The sequence below is a fragment of the Serratia sp. UGAL515B_01 genome, from assembly GCF_033095805.1.
In the GTDB taxonomy this organism is placed as follows: Bacteria; Pseudomonadota; Gammaproteobacteria; order Enterobacterales; family Enterobacteriaceae; genus Chania.
On record NZ_CP109901.1, the window covers coordinates 2,961,709 to 2,974,818 of the forward strand.

Genomic DNA, 13,110 nt, shown 5'->3' on the forward strand with positions numbered 1-13,110 from the left:
GGCCCTGATTTTTACTTTTTCTTACGAATGTTAGGACCTGCTTTATCAAGCACACCATTCACAAACTTATGGCTATCTTCGGCCCCGAAGGTCTTCGCCAGTTCGATGGCTTCATTGATAGCCACTTTATAAGGGACATCTTCACGCATTTTTAGCTCAAACAGCGCGATACGCAACACCGCTTTTTCCACCTGGCCCAGCTCGTCGAGCAGACGTGACAGGTATGGGGCCATAAGGTCATCCAACATACCCGCGTTCACTGCCACACCTGATAGCAGCTCACGAAAATAGGCGATGTCAACATCTTTGACATCCTGCTCCGTCAGGAACTGGTGTTCAACATCAGCAATGTCATTTTTAGACAACTGCCAAGAGTAAAGCGCTTGAACAGCGCACTCACGAGCACGGCGACGAGCAGCAGGTTTCACGGAATTCCCCTTAAACTAAATTCAGGCTTTAATAGTTTTGATAACATTAATCATTTCAAGTGCGGTGAGGGCAGCTTCTGCACCTTTATTGCCTGCTTTGGTGCCTGCACGCTCGATCGCTTGTTCGATGCTTTCGGTGGTTAGAACGCCAAAGGCAACTGGGATCTCAGTATTCAGTGAGACATTACCCAGGCCAGAACTGGCTTCCCCCGCCACGTATTCGAAGTGCGCGGTTCCCCCACGGATCACGGTCCCTAAAGCAATAACCGCATCATACTTGCCAGTATTAGCCAGAACGCGAGCGGTCAATGGCAATTCGTATGCCCCTGGAACCCAGACAACGGTAATATTGTCATCGGCAACCTGACCAATACGTTTCAGCGCATCAATAGCACCTTGCAGCAGACTGTCGTTGATGAAATTGTTAAAACGTGCAATTGCGATCGCCACACGGGCATTAGGAGTAGCAACAACACCTTCGATCACTTTCATGGGCTTTCCTTAAAAATGGGTTCAATAACCCCGCAGGGGGGCGGATTCTATCATATTCTTTGCCTGCCTGCGCGGCGGTTTTGTAAAACACCTACTACATGCAAACAAAGGTTACATTGGCTGGAGTCCTCGTGCCGTCGTAAACACGCAGAGCTGTGGCCATTTGCGCGCAGTTAAGGGACACAGCCTAGTCTTTTAAACGCAGACGCAGACGCAAATCGGGACCAATCTGACGCACTTCACTGAACACAAACTCCGGCGCATCGACCAATCGATCCAACCCAGGCAGATGGCACAGGCCGCGGCCATCATCTCCCAATAATTTGGGTGCTACATAGAGCAGGAGTTCATCCACCAGTCCGGCTTGCAGTAATGCACCGGCAAGATGTGCGCCAGCCTCAACCCAAATGCTATTCACCTGTCGCTTGGCTAATTGCATCATCATGACAACCAGATCAATGCCATCACGATAAGCAGGGAAAGACAGCTGTTCAACACTTTCTGGCCAGGCTAGATCATCCGGTTGCCGCCGTGCCAACCAAGTGGTGCCGGGTTGTTGTATGACTTTATGTTGCGGCGTTATCCGGTTCTGGCTGTCCAAAATAATCCGCAGAGGCTGCCGAAGGTTTTCACGCGGATAGATTTGGCGGATTTCACTACTCAGTTCATCCCAACGCACTGTCAGCGCAGGATCATCTGCCAGAACGGTAGCACTGGTGCTGAGGATCGCTGAGCTTTCGGCCCGGAGACGCTGCACGTCCTGCCGGGCCTGCGATGAAGTGATCCACTGACTTTCACCGGATGCCATGGCAGTACGGCCATCCAATGATGCCCCCTGTTTTAACTGTACATAAGGGAATCCCGTACGCATACGTTTGAGAAAACCGAGGTTAACCGCCTCGGCCTCTGCCAGCATGATACTATGGCAGACTTCAATTCCTGCCTGTTGTAAGCGGTATAACCCACGCCCGGCAACCTGTGGATTAGGGTCCTGCATTGCAGCAACCACACGGCAGATACCCGCCGCTATCAGCGCATCAGCACAAGGCGGTGTTCGCCCATGATGGCTACAAGGCTCAAGCGTAACATAAGCCGTAGCACCTTGAGCTCGCTCGCCAGCCATATGCAGGGCATGAACTTCAGCATGAGGTTCACCCGCTCGTAAGTGATAGCCTTCACCAACAATCTCACCATCGCGCACGATAACGCAGCCTACATTCGGATTCGGCGTTGTTGTGAAACGTCCCAATCGTGCCAGTTCAAAGGCACGAGCCATGTAAAATTCGTCGTTATGCATGAAGATCCCGTTAGTCCTGCAACTTCGCGATTTCTTCGCCAAATTCGCGAATATCTTCGAAACTGCGGTAAACCGAAGCAAAACGGATATAAGCTACTTTATCCAATTTTTTGAGCGCATCCATCACCAGGTTGCCGACCATCTTGGCTGGCACTTCGCGTTCACCTGTAGCTCTTAACTGGGATTTGATGTGATTGATGGCATTTTCCACATCGTCGGCGCTGACCGGACGCTTTTCCAACGCTTTCAACATGCCACGACGCAGTTTATCCTCATTGAAAGGTTCGCGAACCTCATCACTTTTTATTACCCGGGGCATTACCAGCTCAGCCACCTCAAAAGTGGTAAAACGCTCATTGCAGACCACACATTGGCGACGACGGCGCACCTGTGAACCGTCTCCCACCAGGCGTGAATCAATAACTTTGGTATCAATGGCAGCACAAAAAGGGCAGTGCATAACTCGTCCTGATAAACGTTTTTATGATTAAAAACAGTTTACCCCGAACTGAGGTCACAACAAAGGCCACCAGCCTTTTGTGACGTACTTAGGCCAAGGGGTTTCATAAACCAGTTTGTATCTCTTGTCGTCACACCCCAAAGGTAAAGAACATAGCCTCACGACGGCAGGATGACAACATGACTTTACCCACCTATATCGTTAAGCTGTTACGGCACTAATAAAAAGGAAACTACAAACATGACAATCAGTTATCGTAAGATCTGTATGTTCGGTGTTTTGATTCTACTTGCGGGTTGTACACAGAATCGTGAAGTACCGAAACTTAAAAGCCAGGTGGTTGAGCTGAAACAAATGTTAGGGACGTTGGCCGACCAGGCTTTTATTCTGGAGCGTCAAAACAGGCTTAACCAGAACGCCTCTGATGGTGTTTACCTGCTACCGAATGCCAATAATGCCGCCAGATTAAACAGCGACGTGGGCGAATTGAGCGTTTCACTGAACAACCTGAAGAGCGAAGCCGATGGAAGCCAGGCAATGCTATATGTTCGTACGTTGTCAGGTAAATCCCTGCGCGGCTTTACTGCTACCTTAGAATGGGGTCAGTTAGATACCACTACCGGAATGCCGCTCAAAAAAGGCAGTCAATCACAACAGCTACAAAGCCGCAGTGCCCTCTTACCAAAAACCGAGCAAGTGTTCGAGTTACGTTTGAGCGGAGTCCCCCTGGAACAGCTGGGTTATATTCATCTGCACAACATAATCCCACTATCAGCGCCTACCGTCATTCAATAGTAAGGTAAAGTAGGTAAATAAAGAGAGCGCCGTTTTGGCGCCCTCTTTATTTAATTAAACATACAACCGACTCAATCACGGCAGTATAGAAGGCTGGTCAGCACCCTCTTTCTCGACTTTCTGCTGCAGCATGTGCTCACGTTTCATACCCAGTTTCAACGCCAAAGCAGAGGCAACGTAGATAGAGGACACGGTACCGATAGAGACGCCGATCAACATGGTCAGAGAGAAGCCCTGCAACATAGCACCGCCAAAAATGTACAGCATCAGTACGACCATTAGCGTAGTAGCAGAGGTCATGATGGTTCGGCTCAGTGTCTGTGTCAGAGAGACGTTCATGATTTCATAAGGCGTCCCGCGACGTATTTTGCGGAAGTTCTCACGAATACGGTCAGATACCACAATACTGTCGTTCAGAGAGTAACCGATAACCGACATAAGAGAAGCAACTATAGTCAGGTCAATCTCAATATGGAATAACGACAGCACACCCATAGTAATAACCACATCGTGCGCCAGAGCGATAACCGCCCCCAGTGCTAAGCGCCATTCGAAACGGAAACCAACGTAAATAAGGATACAGATCAGCGCCACCAGTAGCGCCATGCCACCGGTTTGCGCCAATTCATTCCCTACGCTTGGGCCGACGAACTCAATCCGCTTGACAGTGGCGTTTTTATCGACCGAGGCGTTGATCACGCCGATCACTTTGTTACCCAGTTCCTGACCTGCGGTACCGGTTGCCGGTGGCATACGCACCATCACGTCACGGCTGCTGCCAAAGTTCTGGATAATCGGATCGTTAAACCCGGCTTTTTCTAACGTATCACGCATCAGATCCAGATTTGCGGGTTGTTCCAGGTTGATTTCAATCACCGTACCACCGGTGAAATCTAGCCCCCAGTTAAAACCGCGTACGGACATGATGGCGATTGATGCAATCAACAGCACCAATGAAATGCCGAAGGCCACGTAATCCCAGCGCATAAAGTCATAGACTTTACGGCCGTAGTTGAGTTGTTCTACAGTATAATCCTGTGCCACAACGCACTCCTCAGATAGACAGCTTGTTAATGCGCTTGCCGCCGTAAAGCAGATTGACGATGGCACGAGTACCAACAATCGCAGTGAACATAGACGTTACCACTCCAATTGCGGTGGTGATGGCAAAGCCCTTGATCGACCCAGTGCCCACTGCGTAAAGAATGACCGCAGTGATCAATGTGGTAATGTTGGCATCAACGATACTAGAAAACGCGCCTTTATAACCTTCATGGATAGCCTGCTGAATGGATCGTCCATTCTTAAGTTCCTCCTTGATACGCTCGTTTATCAGCACGTTGGCATCAACCGCCACGGCGAGTGTCAACACGATACCGGCAATACCCGGCATGGTTAACGTTGCTCCTGGCAACAATGACATGACACCGACAATCAGCACCAGGTTAGCCAGCAATGCGCTTGAGGCGATCAAGCCAAACTTGCGGTACCAAACCACCATAAACACGATGGATGCCACCAGTCCCCACAGGCAAGCTTCCAAGCCTTGGGTAATATTCTGCTGACCCAATGTTGGCCCGATAGTCCGCTCTTCGACAATCTGGATCGGGGCAATCAACGCACCGGCACGCAGCAGCAGAGAGAGCTGACGCGCTTCGTTCGGATTATTGATACCGGTGATACGGAAGCTGTTACCCAAGCGCGACTGTATATTCGCCACGTTGATCACTTCTTCCTGCTTCACCAGAATCGCTCGACCATTGGCGTCTTTCTTGCCGCTGTCTTTATACTCCACAAAAAGGGTTGCCATCGGCTTGCCGATGTTATCCTTGGTGAAGTTAGACATGGCAGTACCACCAGCACTATCCAGCGAAATATTAACCTGCGGTTGGTTATATTCGTCGGTGTTTGAGGTGGAGTCCGTGATATGGTCACCCGTCAAAATCACGCGCTTGTACAGCACGATAGGTTGGCCTTCACGGGTAAATTTCACTTCGGAATCGCCGGGAACACGGCCATTCGCTGCGGCAGTAACATCAGCATTAGTGTTAACCAGGCGGAATTCAAGCGTGGCTGTCGCCCCCAAAATCTCTTTGGCGCGAGCCGTGTCCTGAATACCAGGCAATTCAACAACAATACGATCGGCCCCCTGCCGTTGCACCAACGGTTCAGCAACGCCGAGTTGGTTAACGCGGTTGCGCAGGATCGTGATGTTTTGTTGTACCGCATACTCACGCGCTTCACTCAAACGGGCATCTGTCATCGTGGCTTTCAGGGTGTTGGCACCGTTAGCTGAGAGCACTAAATCACGCTGACGCGGCGTCACAAAGCTTATTGCCTGATCGCGAGCAGCATCGTCACGAAACCGGACTTCCACGCCGTTATTTTCCAGCTTACGGATAGCAGCGTAAGGAATACCTTTTTCGCGCAGTTCGCTACGCAAGGTATCCATGGTTTGCTCTTGTAACTTGCTCAGAGCTGTGTCCATATCCACTTCCATCAGGAAGTGAACACCACCGCGCAAGTCCAGACCCAACTTCATCGGTTCTGCATTGATCAGGGTTAACCAGGCTGGCGTAGCAGGAGCGAGGTTCAATGCCACAACATATTTATCACCCAATTCTGCCATCAAGGCTTCACGGGCACGCAACTGAACGTCAGGATCACTAAAACGAGCAAGGATGGCGCCGTTTTCCAGCACAATCGATTTGATCGCAATATTATCTTTTTCTAATACGTTACGGACTTGGTCCAGCGTAGCTTCACTGGCGGCGACACCGCGCGCGCCAGTGATTTGTACGGCCGGATCCTCGCCATAGATGTTGGGAAGCGCATAAAGCAGACCGACGAGGATCACAACGATCAACATCAGATACTTCCACAGAGGATAACGGTTTAGCACGGCAATTCCCTTAGGGAAGACAAAATTACAGGGCCTTCATAGTACCTTTCGGCAAAACGGCCGCCACGAAGTCACGCTTGATCATCACTTCCGTGGTGTCATTCAGCGCGATGGCAATGATACCCGTATCGGCCACTTTGGTGACACGGCCAATCAGGCCACCAGTGGTCAACACTTCATCGCCCTTACTGATGGAATCCATCAGTTTTTTGTGCTCTTTTGCACGTTTCTGCTGTGGGCGCAGGATCATGAAATAGAAAATCAGACCAAACACCACCAACATAATGATCAGAGAGTACGGGCTTCCCTGAGCCGGAGCCCCTGCGGATGCGACGGCGTCAGAAATGAAAAAGCTCATTGAAATTCCCTCATTAAGTTATCGATTATTAATTCAAGCGTTATCCCCATCGCCTTTCAAGCTGCAGGGGTGTTGGCTGCTTTCACTCACCCCAGTCACTTGGTTTACCAAGTGACTGGGGCTTCGCTCAGTTGCCGCCTACCTGCAACTTGAATTCGCTTGGGTATATACCCGCCATCTTTCAAACTATAGCTGTATTGGCTTCCCTCCTTCACCCTAGCCACTTAGCTAGCTAAGCTCCTGGGGATTCGTTCGGTCACCGCCTTTCTACCGTTTGAAATCTATTGGGTATTTAAAGGTGGAACCGGTTTGCCGATCCGACCGTAAAAATCCGTAACAAACTGCTCTAATTTACCTTCTTCAATAGCCTGGCGTAAACCCGCCATTAACCGCTGGTAGTAACGCAGGTTATGAATTGTGTTTAATCGCGCACCGAGTATTTCATTACACCGGTCAAGATGATGCAAATAGGCACGGCTGTAATGGCGACAGGTATAGCAATCACACTCTTTGTCCAACGGTGAAGTATCATCCTTGTGCTTGGCATTACGGATTTTTACCACGCCGTCAGTCACGAATAAATGACCATTACGTGCATTACGCGTTGGCATCACGCAGTCAAACATGTCAATGCCGCGGCGCACCCCCTCAACCAAATCTTCCGGTTTGCCTACCCCCATGAGATAGCGTGGCTTATCTTGTGGAATTTGTGGGCAAACATGTTCAAGAATGCGATGCATATCCTCTTTTGGCTCACCTACCGCCAAACCGCCCACAGCGTAACCATCAAAGCCAATATCCACCAGCCCTTTTACAGAAACATCCCGTAAATCTTCGTAAACTCCACCTTGAATAATACCGAACAATGCATTTTTGTTGTTCAGCTCATCAAAACGCTGGCGGCTACGCTGCGCCCAGCGCAGCGACATTTCCATTGAACGTTTGGCATAGTCCCAATCTGCCGGATAAGGCGTGCATTCATCGAAAATCATCACGATATCCGACCCCAGATCGTACTGGATCTCCATCGATTTTTCCGGACTAAGGAACACTTTATCGCCGTTAATAGGATTACGGAAATAAACACCTTCCTCTTTAATTTTACGCATCGCACCCAGGCTGAAAACCTGGAAGCCACCGGAATCAGTCAGGATCGGTCCGTGCCACTGCATGAAATCATGTAGATCACCGTGCAGTTTCATGATCTCCTGCCCAGGGCGAAGCCATAAATGGAACGTATTGCCTAACAGGATCTGCGCACCGGTTTCTTTCACTTCTTCCGGCGTCATCCCCTTGACCGTGCCATAAGTTCCTACTGGCATAAAGGCCGGGGTTTCTACCACACCACGTTCAAAAACCAGACGACCACGACGAGCACGGCCATCGGTTGTTTGTAATTCGTACTTCACAAAACCTCCAGCGTTAGATAAACAGTCTAACGTGTTTAAAACAGGGCCAGGCATACGCCTAGCCCGGGGATTCATATGGATTTCAAGTCGCAGCCAGACTGCCGGAGCTGACTCAAGTAAGTGACTGAGGTGGACTATTACCGTCAATATTGCGACTACTTGAAAGACGCCAGGCCTTCGCCAACGGATTCACTCTCCGCCAATGGATTACGGCTGATAAACATCGCATCGCCATAGCTGAAAAACCGGTACTGTTCCGCTACTGCCTGCTGATAAGCATTCATGGTATTTCGATAACCAGCAAACGCCGAAACCAACATAATCAAGGTCGATTCAGGCAAATGGAAGTTGGTTACCAGCGCATCGATCACCTGATAATGGTATCCAGGATAGATAAAGATGCGGGTATCACCAAAAAAAGGTGCGATCAGCGCATTCTGACAGGCATTAGCAGCACTTTCCAGCGAACGCACCGAGGTGGTGCCTACGGCGACCACTCTTTTGCCCCGCGCTTTACAAGCCAGCACCGCATCCACGACTTCTTGCGATACTTCAGCATATTCGGCATGCATTACGTGCTCTTCAATCGTTTCGACCCGCACAGGTTGAAACGTGCCTGCCCCAACGTGCAGCGTCACGAATGCCATTTCAACACCCTTGGCACGTAACGCCGCCAGCAGCGATTCATCAAAGTGCAACCCGGCAGTGGGTGCCGCTACGGCACCAGGTTTTTCACTGTAGACGGTCTGATACAGTTCACGGTCAGCCTCTTCATCAGGACGATCGATATACGGCGGCAGTGGCATATGGCCAGCGGCATCCAGCAGGGTAAACACATCGCGCTCGTCATTAAAGCGTAGTTCAAACAGCGTGTCGTGCCGGGTAACCATCGTCGCAGCAATGCTTTCGTCATCGCCCAGCAACAATTCTGCCCCAGGCTTGGGGGATTTGGAGGCTCGCACGTGTGCCAACACCCGGTGCTCATCCAGCACTCTCTCCACTAGCACTTCTATCTTGCCACCGCTGACCTTACGACCAAACATGCGTGCAGGGATGACTCGAGTATTGTTGAACACCAGCAGATCGCCAGCTTCCAGATTATCCAGCAGATCGGTGAACACACCATGCGTCAAGGCTCCGCTCGGTCCGTCCAACTGCAGCAAACGGCAGGCGCTGCGCTCAGGTTGGGGATAACGTGCAATCAAGGACTCGGGAAGCTCAAAAGAAAAATCGGCAACGCGCATGGACATTCACTTCTTCAATAATTAGCAGGTTGGAGAAAAACAAGCGCTACAGTCTAAAGCCGTGGGCGATAAGCAGCAAGGAATAAGGAACAATTGCGCTACTTAGGTGATTGCTTGGCTATTGGTTATGTTACGGATACGTTAAATGCGCAGCTCATTTTTACGCAATACGAATTATTTAGCGTATAGTTACGCAATGAATTTTCTTGCTCATCTCCATTTGGCCCAGCTTGCGGAAAGCTCTCTGCTAGGCAATCTGCTTGCCGACTTCGTGCGCGGCAACCCGGCAGGTATATACGATCCTGCAGTAGTAACTGGTATCATGATGCACCGCAGGGTCGATGTTATCACCGATACCCTGCCAGAAGTCAAAGCCTGCCGCGACGCTTTTAGTGCAGAATTTCGTCGCGTCGCACCGATTACACTCGACGTGGTTTGGGATCATTTTCTGGCTCGCCACTGGCAACAGCTCGAACCAACCTGCAGCCTTAGGGATTTCACACTACAAGCACAAAGCCTGATTGAACCTTATCTATTGCAAACACCTCAGCGTTTCCAGAAGCTGAATAGCTATCTTTGGCCAGAACGTTGGCTGGAGCGTTATGCAGAATTGCCATTTATCGCCGAAGTGTTGCAAGGCATGGCCAGCCGCCGCCCGCGTTTGTCAGCACTGGCAGGCTCCTTTACGGAAGTGGAACGCCATTATCATCAACTTGAAACATATTTCTGGCAGTTTTATCCACGTATGATGCAACAGGCCAAAAGCAAGTCATTGTGATATAGCGTCGCCAAACGACAGCAGTGTTGGTTACGGTGATCCGTCCATCAGCAGGATTCGCCCTGAAAAGCCGCTGTTCGCAGCGTTTAAATAGGCAAACAACAGTTTTGTTTTTCATCTCGGCCACAGAGTAAAGCGATGGGCTCATTTTCTGCTGACCTGTAACATGAATAAACTCGGGCATATATAGTGCTTGCGCTTTTGTACGAAAAGGTTATTTTTAAAGCCTGTCATATTTAAACTCTCGGTTTGATAGGTAAAAACTATCTCATTGATTGGTCTTTTACCCTTTATTCACCGGATAGTGGCCCTTATACTGGCCCCTGCTTTTACATCAACCCCTTGAACTACTATTACAGGAGTAATTATGGTCCTGGTAACTCGTCAAGCCCCTGACTTCACTGCAGCTGCCGTATTAGGCAGTGGCGAAATCGTAGAAAACTTCAACCTGAAGAAGCACTTGAACGGTAAACCAGCCGTGCTGTTCTTCTGGCCAATGGACTTCACCTTCGTATGCCCTTCTGAGCTGATCGCTTTCGATCACCGTTATGAAGAATTCCTGAAGCGTGGTGTTGAAGTTGTAGGTGTTTCTTTCGACTCAGAATTCGTCCACAACGCATGGCGTAAAACCCCTGTCGAAAAAGGCGGCATTGGTGAAGTGAAATACGCAATGGTTGCTGACACTAAGCGCGAAATTCAGAAAGCTTACGGCATTGAACATCCAGATGCCGGCGTTGCACTGCGCGGTTCCTTCCTGATCGACAAAAACGGCATTGTTCGTTCTCAGATCGTTAACGATCTGCCAATTGGTCGTAATATTGACGAAATGATCCGCACCGTTGATGCACTGCAATTCCACGAAAAACACGGCGAAGTATGCCCAGCTCAGTGGGAAAAAGGCAAAGCAGGTATGGGCGCATCCCCAGATGGCGTTGCAAAATATCTGTCTGAAAACGCTTCCAAGCTGTAATTTCAGCCTGTAAACGTCCGAAGCCGGTCAGCTACGCTGGCCGGTTTTTTATACCCATCCACAAAAAAATTTCCATTTATTTGTTTTGCTTCACATTTTCTCCCCTTTTATTCATTTGCCCCTCTATACCTCGCTACTCTCTATGCATTAGCCTGCTTTGCGCTTTACTGGCGGGATACATCAATCACGATAAAAACTGACAGGAGTCGTTATGGTTTTGCAAAAATGGGGTCAGCCACTGACATTGGCAGTATGTCTGCTCAGCAGCGACCTGTACGCCGCCTCTAACCCGGCCGTAGAAGCACGGAATGGGATGGTGGTGACATCACAACATCTGGCTTCGCAGGTCGGCGTAGACATTCTCAAAATGGGGGGCAATGCGGTCGATGCTGCCGTTGCGGTTGGCTATGCTCAAGCCGTGGTCAACCCGTGCTGCGGGAATATTGGCGGCGGAGGTTTTATGACCCTGCATCTGGCAAACGGTACTGATACCTTTATCAACTTCCGCGAAACTGCCCCAGCAGCGGCCAGTGTAAACATGTATCTAGACGCGGACGGTAAAGTCAAAAAAGATGCCAGTCTATACGGCTATCTGGCTGCTGGGGTACCCGGTACGGTATTGGGAATGGAGACCGCACGGGAAAAGTACGGGAAGCTAAGCCGTGAACAAGTAATGGCACCAGCCATCAAACTCGCGCGTGAAGGCTTTATCCTAACGCGCGCCGATACCGATATCCTCGACACCACAATCACACGTTTTAAGCAGGACCCCGAGTCTGCTAAAATATTCCTGCGTCCAGATGGTTCGGCCCTTCAGCCAGGCGATCGGTTGGTACAAACGGACTTGGCTAACACATTGCAAGCCATCGCCAAAGAAGGCCCTTCAGCCTTCTACCATGGAAAGATCCCTCAGGCGGTAGAAGCTGCCGCGCAAAAAAGCGGTGGGGTACTGACTGCCGCCGATTTTGCCAACTATAAAGTGACAGAACCCCCCCCCATTACCTGTAGCTATCGCGGCTATAAATTCGTTTCAGCACCGCCCCCCAGCTCGGGAGGGGTGACACTGTGTGAAATTCTCAATATCGTTGAAGGTTACAACTTGAAAAGCATGGGCATCAACTCAGCAGCTGCCATTCATACCATGAGTGAGGCCATGCGCCATGCCTATATGGACCGCAACACCTATCTGGGCGATCCGGCTTTTATCCATAATCCGATTGAACGTCTGGTAAGTAAAAGCTACGCCGATGAAATCCGAAAAAAAATCGTTGCGGATAAAGCCACACCTTCTATCAACGTGCAACCTGGCATGGAGCCGCACGAAAAGCCGGAAACAACCCACTATTCTATTGTCGATCATGAGGGTAATGCGGTTTCAACCACCTATACCGTTAATGGTCGCTTCGGTGCCGTGGTGATCGCTCCGGGTACCGGATTCTTCCTCAATGATGAGATGGATGATTTTACGGTTAAAGTTGGCGAGAAGAACCTCTACGGCCTGGTACAAGGAACAGCTAACGCCATCGCACCAGGTAAGCGCCCACTATCCTCAATGAGCCCGACGCTGGTCACCAAAGACAACAAGATCTTTATGGTTCTAGGGTCGCCGGGCGGTTCACGCATCATCACTATCACACTGCAAACCACCCTCAACGTGATTGACCATGGCATGGCACCGCAGGAAGCGGTGAATGCACCAAGGATCCACCACCAGTGGTTACCGGATGAGGTGTATTACGAACAACGTGGCATTTCTGCGGACACCCTGAAAATACTTAAAGAGATGGGTTACAACATGGTTGAGCAAACCCCTTGGGGAGCCGCTGAGCTGATCCTGGTAGGGTTACCCGGGGCTGCAGGCGTCAGCACCGCTGATTCTGGCAATGACTCAGCTGTGTCTGGCCGAGTACGCGAAGGTTTTATCTACGGAGCCAATGACGTACGCCGCCCGGCAGGATCCGCCGTGGGGTATTAATA

Annotated in this window: 13 protein-coding genes; 4 read left to right on the forward strand and 9 right to left on the reverse strand. The window is 50.2% G+C overall.

Going from position 1 to position 13,110, the window contains the following annotated elements; all coding sequences use genetic code 11:
* Positions 1–11 precede the first annotated feature (11 nt).
* From nusB to nrdR, 4 genes are all read right to left on the reverse strand, one after another.
* Complete coding sequence (gene nusB, locus OK023_RS13320) at positions 12–428, reverse strand: transcription antitermination factor NusB (RefSeq protein ID WP_317693195.1); 417 nt, start codon at positions 426–428, stop codon at positions 12–14.
* Between the two features lie 21 nt (positions 429–449).
* Entirely contained in the window at positions 450–920 is a 471-nt protein-coding gene (ribE, locus tag OK023_RS13325) for a 6,7-dimethyl-8-ribityllumazine synthase (RefSeq protein ID WP_317693196.1), read from the reverse strand.
* 187 nt (positions 921–1,107) lie between these two features.
* Entirely contained in the window at positions 1,108–2,217 is a 1,110-nt protein-coding gene (ribD, locus tag OK023_RS13330; protein ID WP_317693197.1) for a bifunctional diaminohydroxyphosphoribosylaminopyrimidine deaminase/5-amino-6-(5-phosphoribosylamino)uracil reductase RibD, read from the reverse strand.
* A 10-nt stretch (positions 2,218–2,227) separates the two neighbouring features.
* A complete protein-coding gene (gene nrdR / locus OK023_RS13335; RefSeq protein WP_317693198.1) occupies positions 2,228–2,677 on the reverse strand; it encodes a transcriptional regulator NrdR in 450 nt (149 codons plus the stop codon).
* Positions 2,678–2,917: 240 nt separating this feature from the next.
* Between nrdR and OK023_RS13340 the strand changes: the two genes are divergently transcribed.
* Positions 2,918–3,472 (forward strand): DUF3251 domain-containing protein, encoded by a 555-nt coding sequence (locus OK023_RS13340; RefSeq protein ID WP_317693199.1) that lies wholly within the window; start codon positions 2,918–2,920, stop codon positions 3,470–3,472.
* Positions 3,473–3,547: 75 nt separating this feature from the next.
* Here the strand turns inward: OK023_RS13340 and secF are convergent, their stop codons facing one another.
* The 5 genes from secF to queA form a co-directional block, all read right to left on the reverse strand.
* The gene (gene secF / locus OK023_RS13345; RefSeq protein WP_317693200.1) at positions 3,548–4,516 is read right to left on the reverse strand and encodes a protein translocase subunit SecF; all 969 of its coding nucleotides are present in this window, start codon (positions 4,514–4,516) and stop codon (positions 3,548–3,550) included.
* 10 nt (positions 4,517–4,526) lie between these two features.
* Positions 4,527–6,374, reverse strand: a complete 1,848-nt coding sequence (gene secD, locus OK023_RS13350; protein WP_317693201.1) for a protein translocase subunit SecD — start codon at positions 6,372–6,374, stop codon at positions 4,527–4,529.
* A gap of 25 nt (positions 6,375–6,399) precedes the next feature.
* Positions 6,400–6,732: a preprotein translocase subunit YajC gene (gene yajC / locus OK023_RS13355; protein ID WP_015671164.1), complete on the reverse strand. Its 333-nt coding sequence runs from the start codon at positions 6,730–6,732 to the stop codon at positions 6,400–6,402.
* Positions 6,733–7,013: 281 nt separating this feature from the next.
* The gene (gene tgt, locus OK023_RS13360; protein ID WP_317693202.1) at positions 7,014–8,141 is read right to left on the reverse strand and encodes a tRNA guanosine(34) transglycosylase Tgt; all 1,128 of its coding nucleotides are present in this window, start codon (positions 8,139–8,141) and stop codon (positions 7,014–7,016) included.
* Positions 8,142–8,296: 155 nt separating this feature from the next.
* Positions 8,297–9,385 carry a tRNA preQ1(34) S-adenosylmethionine ribosyltransferase-isomerase QueA gene (queA, locus tag OK023_RS13365; RefSeq protein ID WP_317697705.1) on the reverse strand — a complete coding sequence of 363 codons (1,089 nt, stop codon included), beginning with the start codon at positions 9,383–9,385 and terminating at the stop codon, positions 8,297–8,299.
* 196 nt (positions 9,386–9,581) lie between these two features.
* On the opposite strand from queA, the gene OK023_RS13370 reads away from it, so the two are divergent.
* The 3 genes from OK023_RS13370 to ggt all read left to right on the forward strand — a co-directional run bounded on the left by OK023_RS13370 (position 9,582) and on the right by ggt (position 13,108).
* Complete coding sequence (locus OK023_RS13370) at positions 9,582–10,163, forward strand: ACP phosphodiesterase (RefSeq protein ID WP_317693203.1); 582 nt, start codon at positions 9,582–9,584, stop codon at positions 10,161–10,163.
* 367 nt (positions 10,164–10,530) lie between these two features.
* Positions 10,531–11,133: a peroxiredoxin C gene (locus OK023_RS13375; protein WP_317693204.1), complete on the forward strand. Its 603-nt coding sequence runs from the start codon at positions 10,531–10,533 to the stop codon at positions 11,131–11,133.
* 211 nt (positions 11,134–11,344) lie between these two features.
* Positions 11,345–13,108, forward strand: a complete 1,764-nt coding sequence (ggt, locus tag OK023_RS13380) for a gamma-glutamyltransferase (protein ID WP_317693205.1) — start codon at positions 11,345–11,347, stop codon at positions 13,106–13,108.
* The last annotated feature ends 2 nt before the right edge of the window (positions 13,109–13,110 follow it).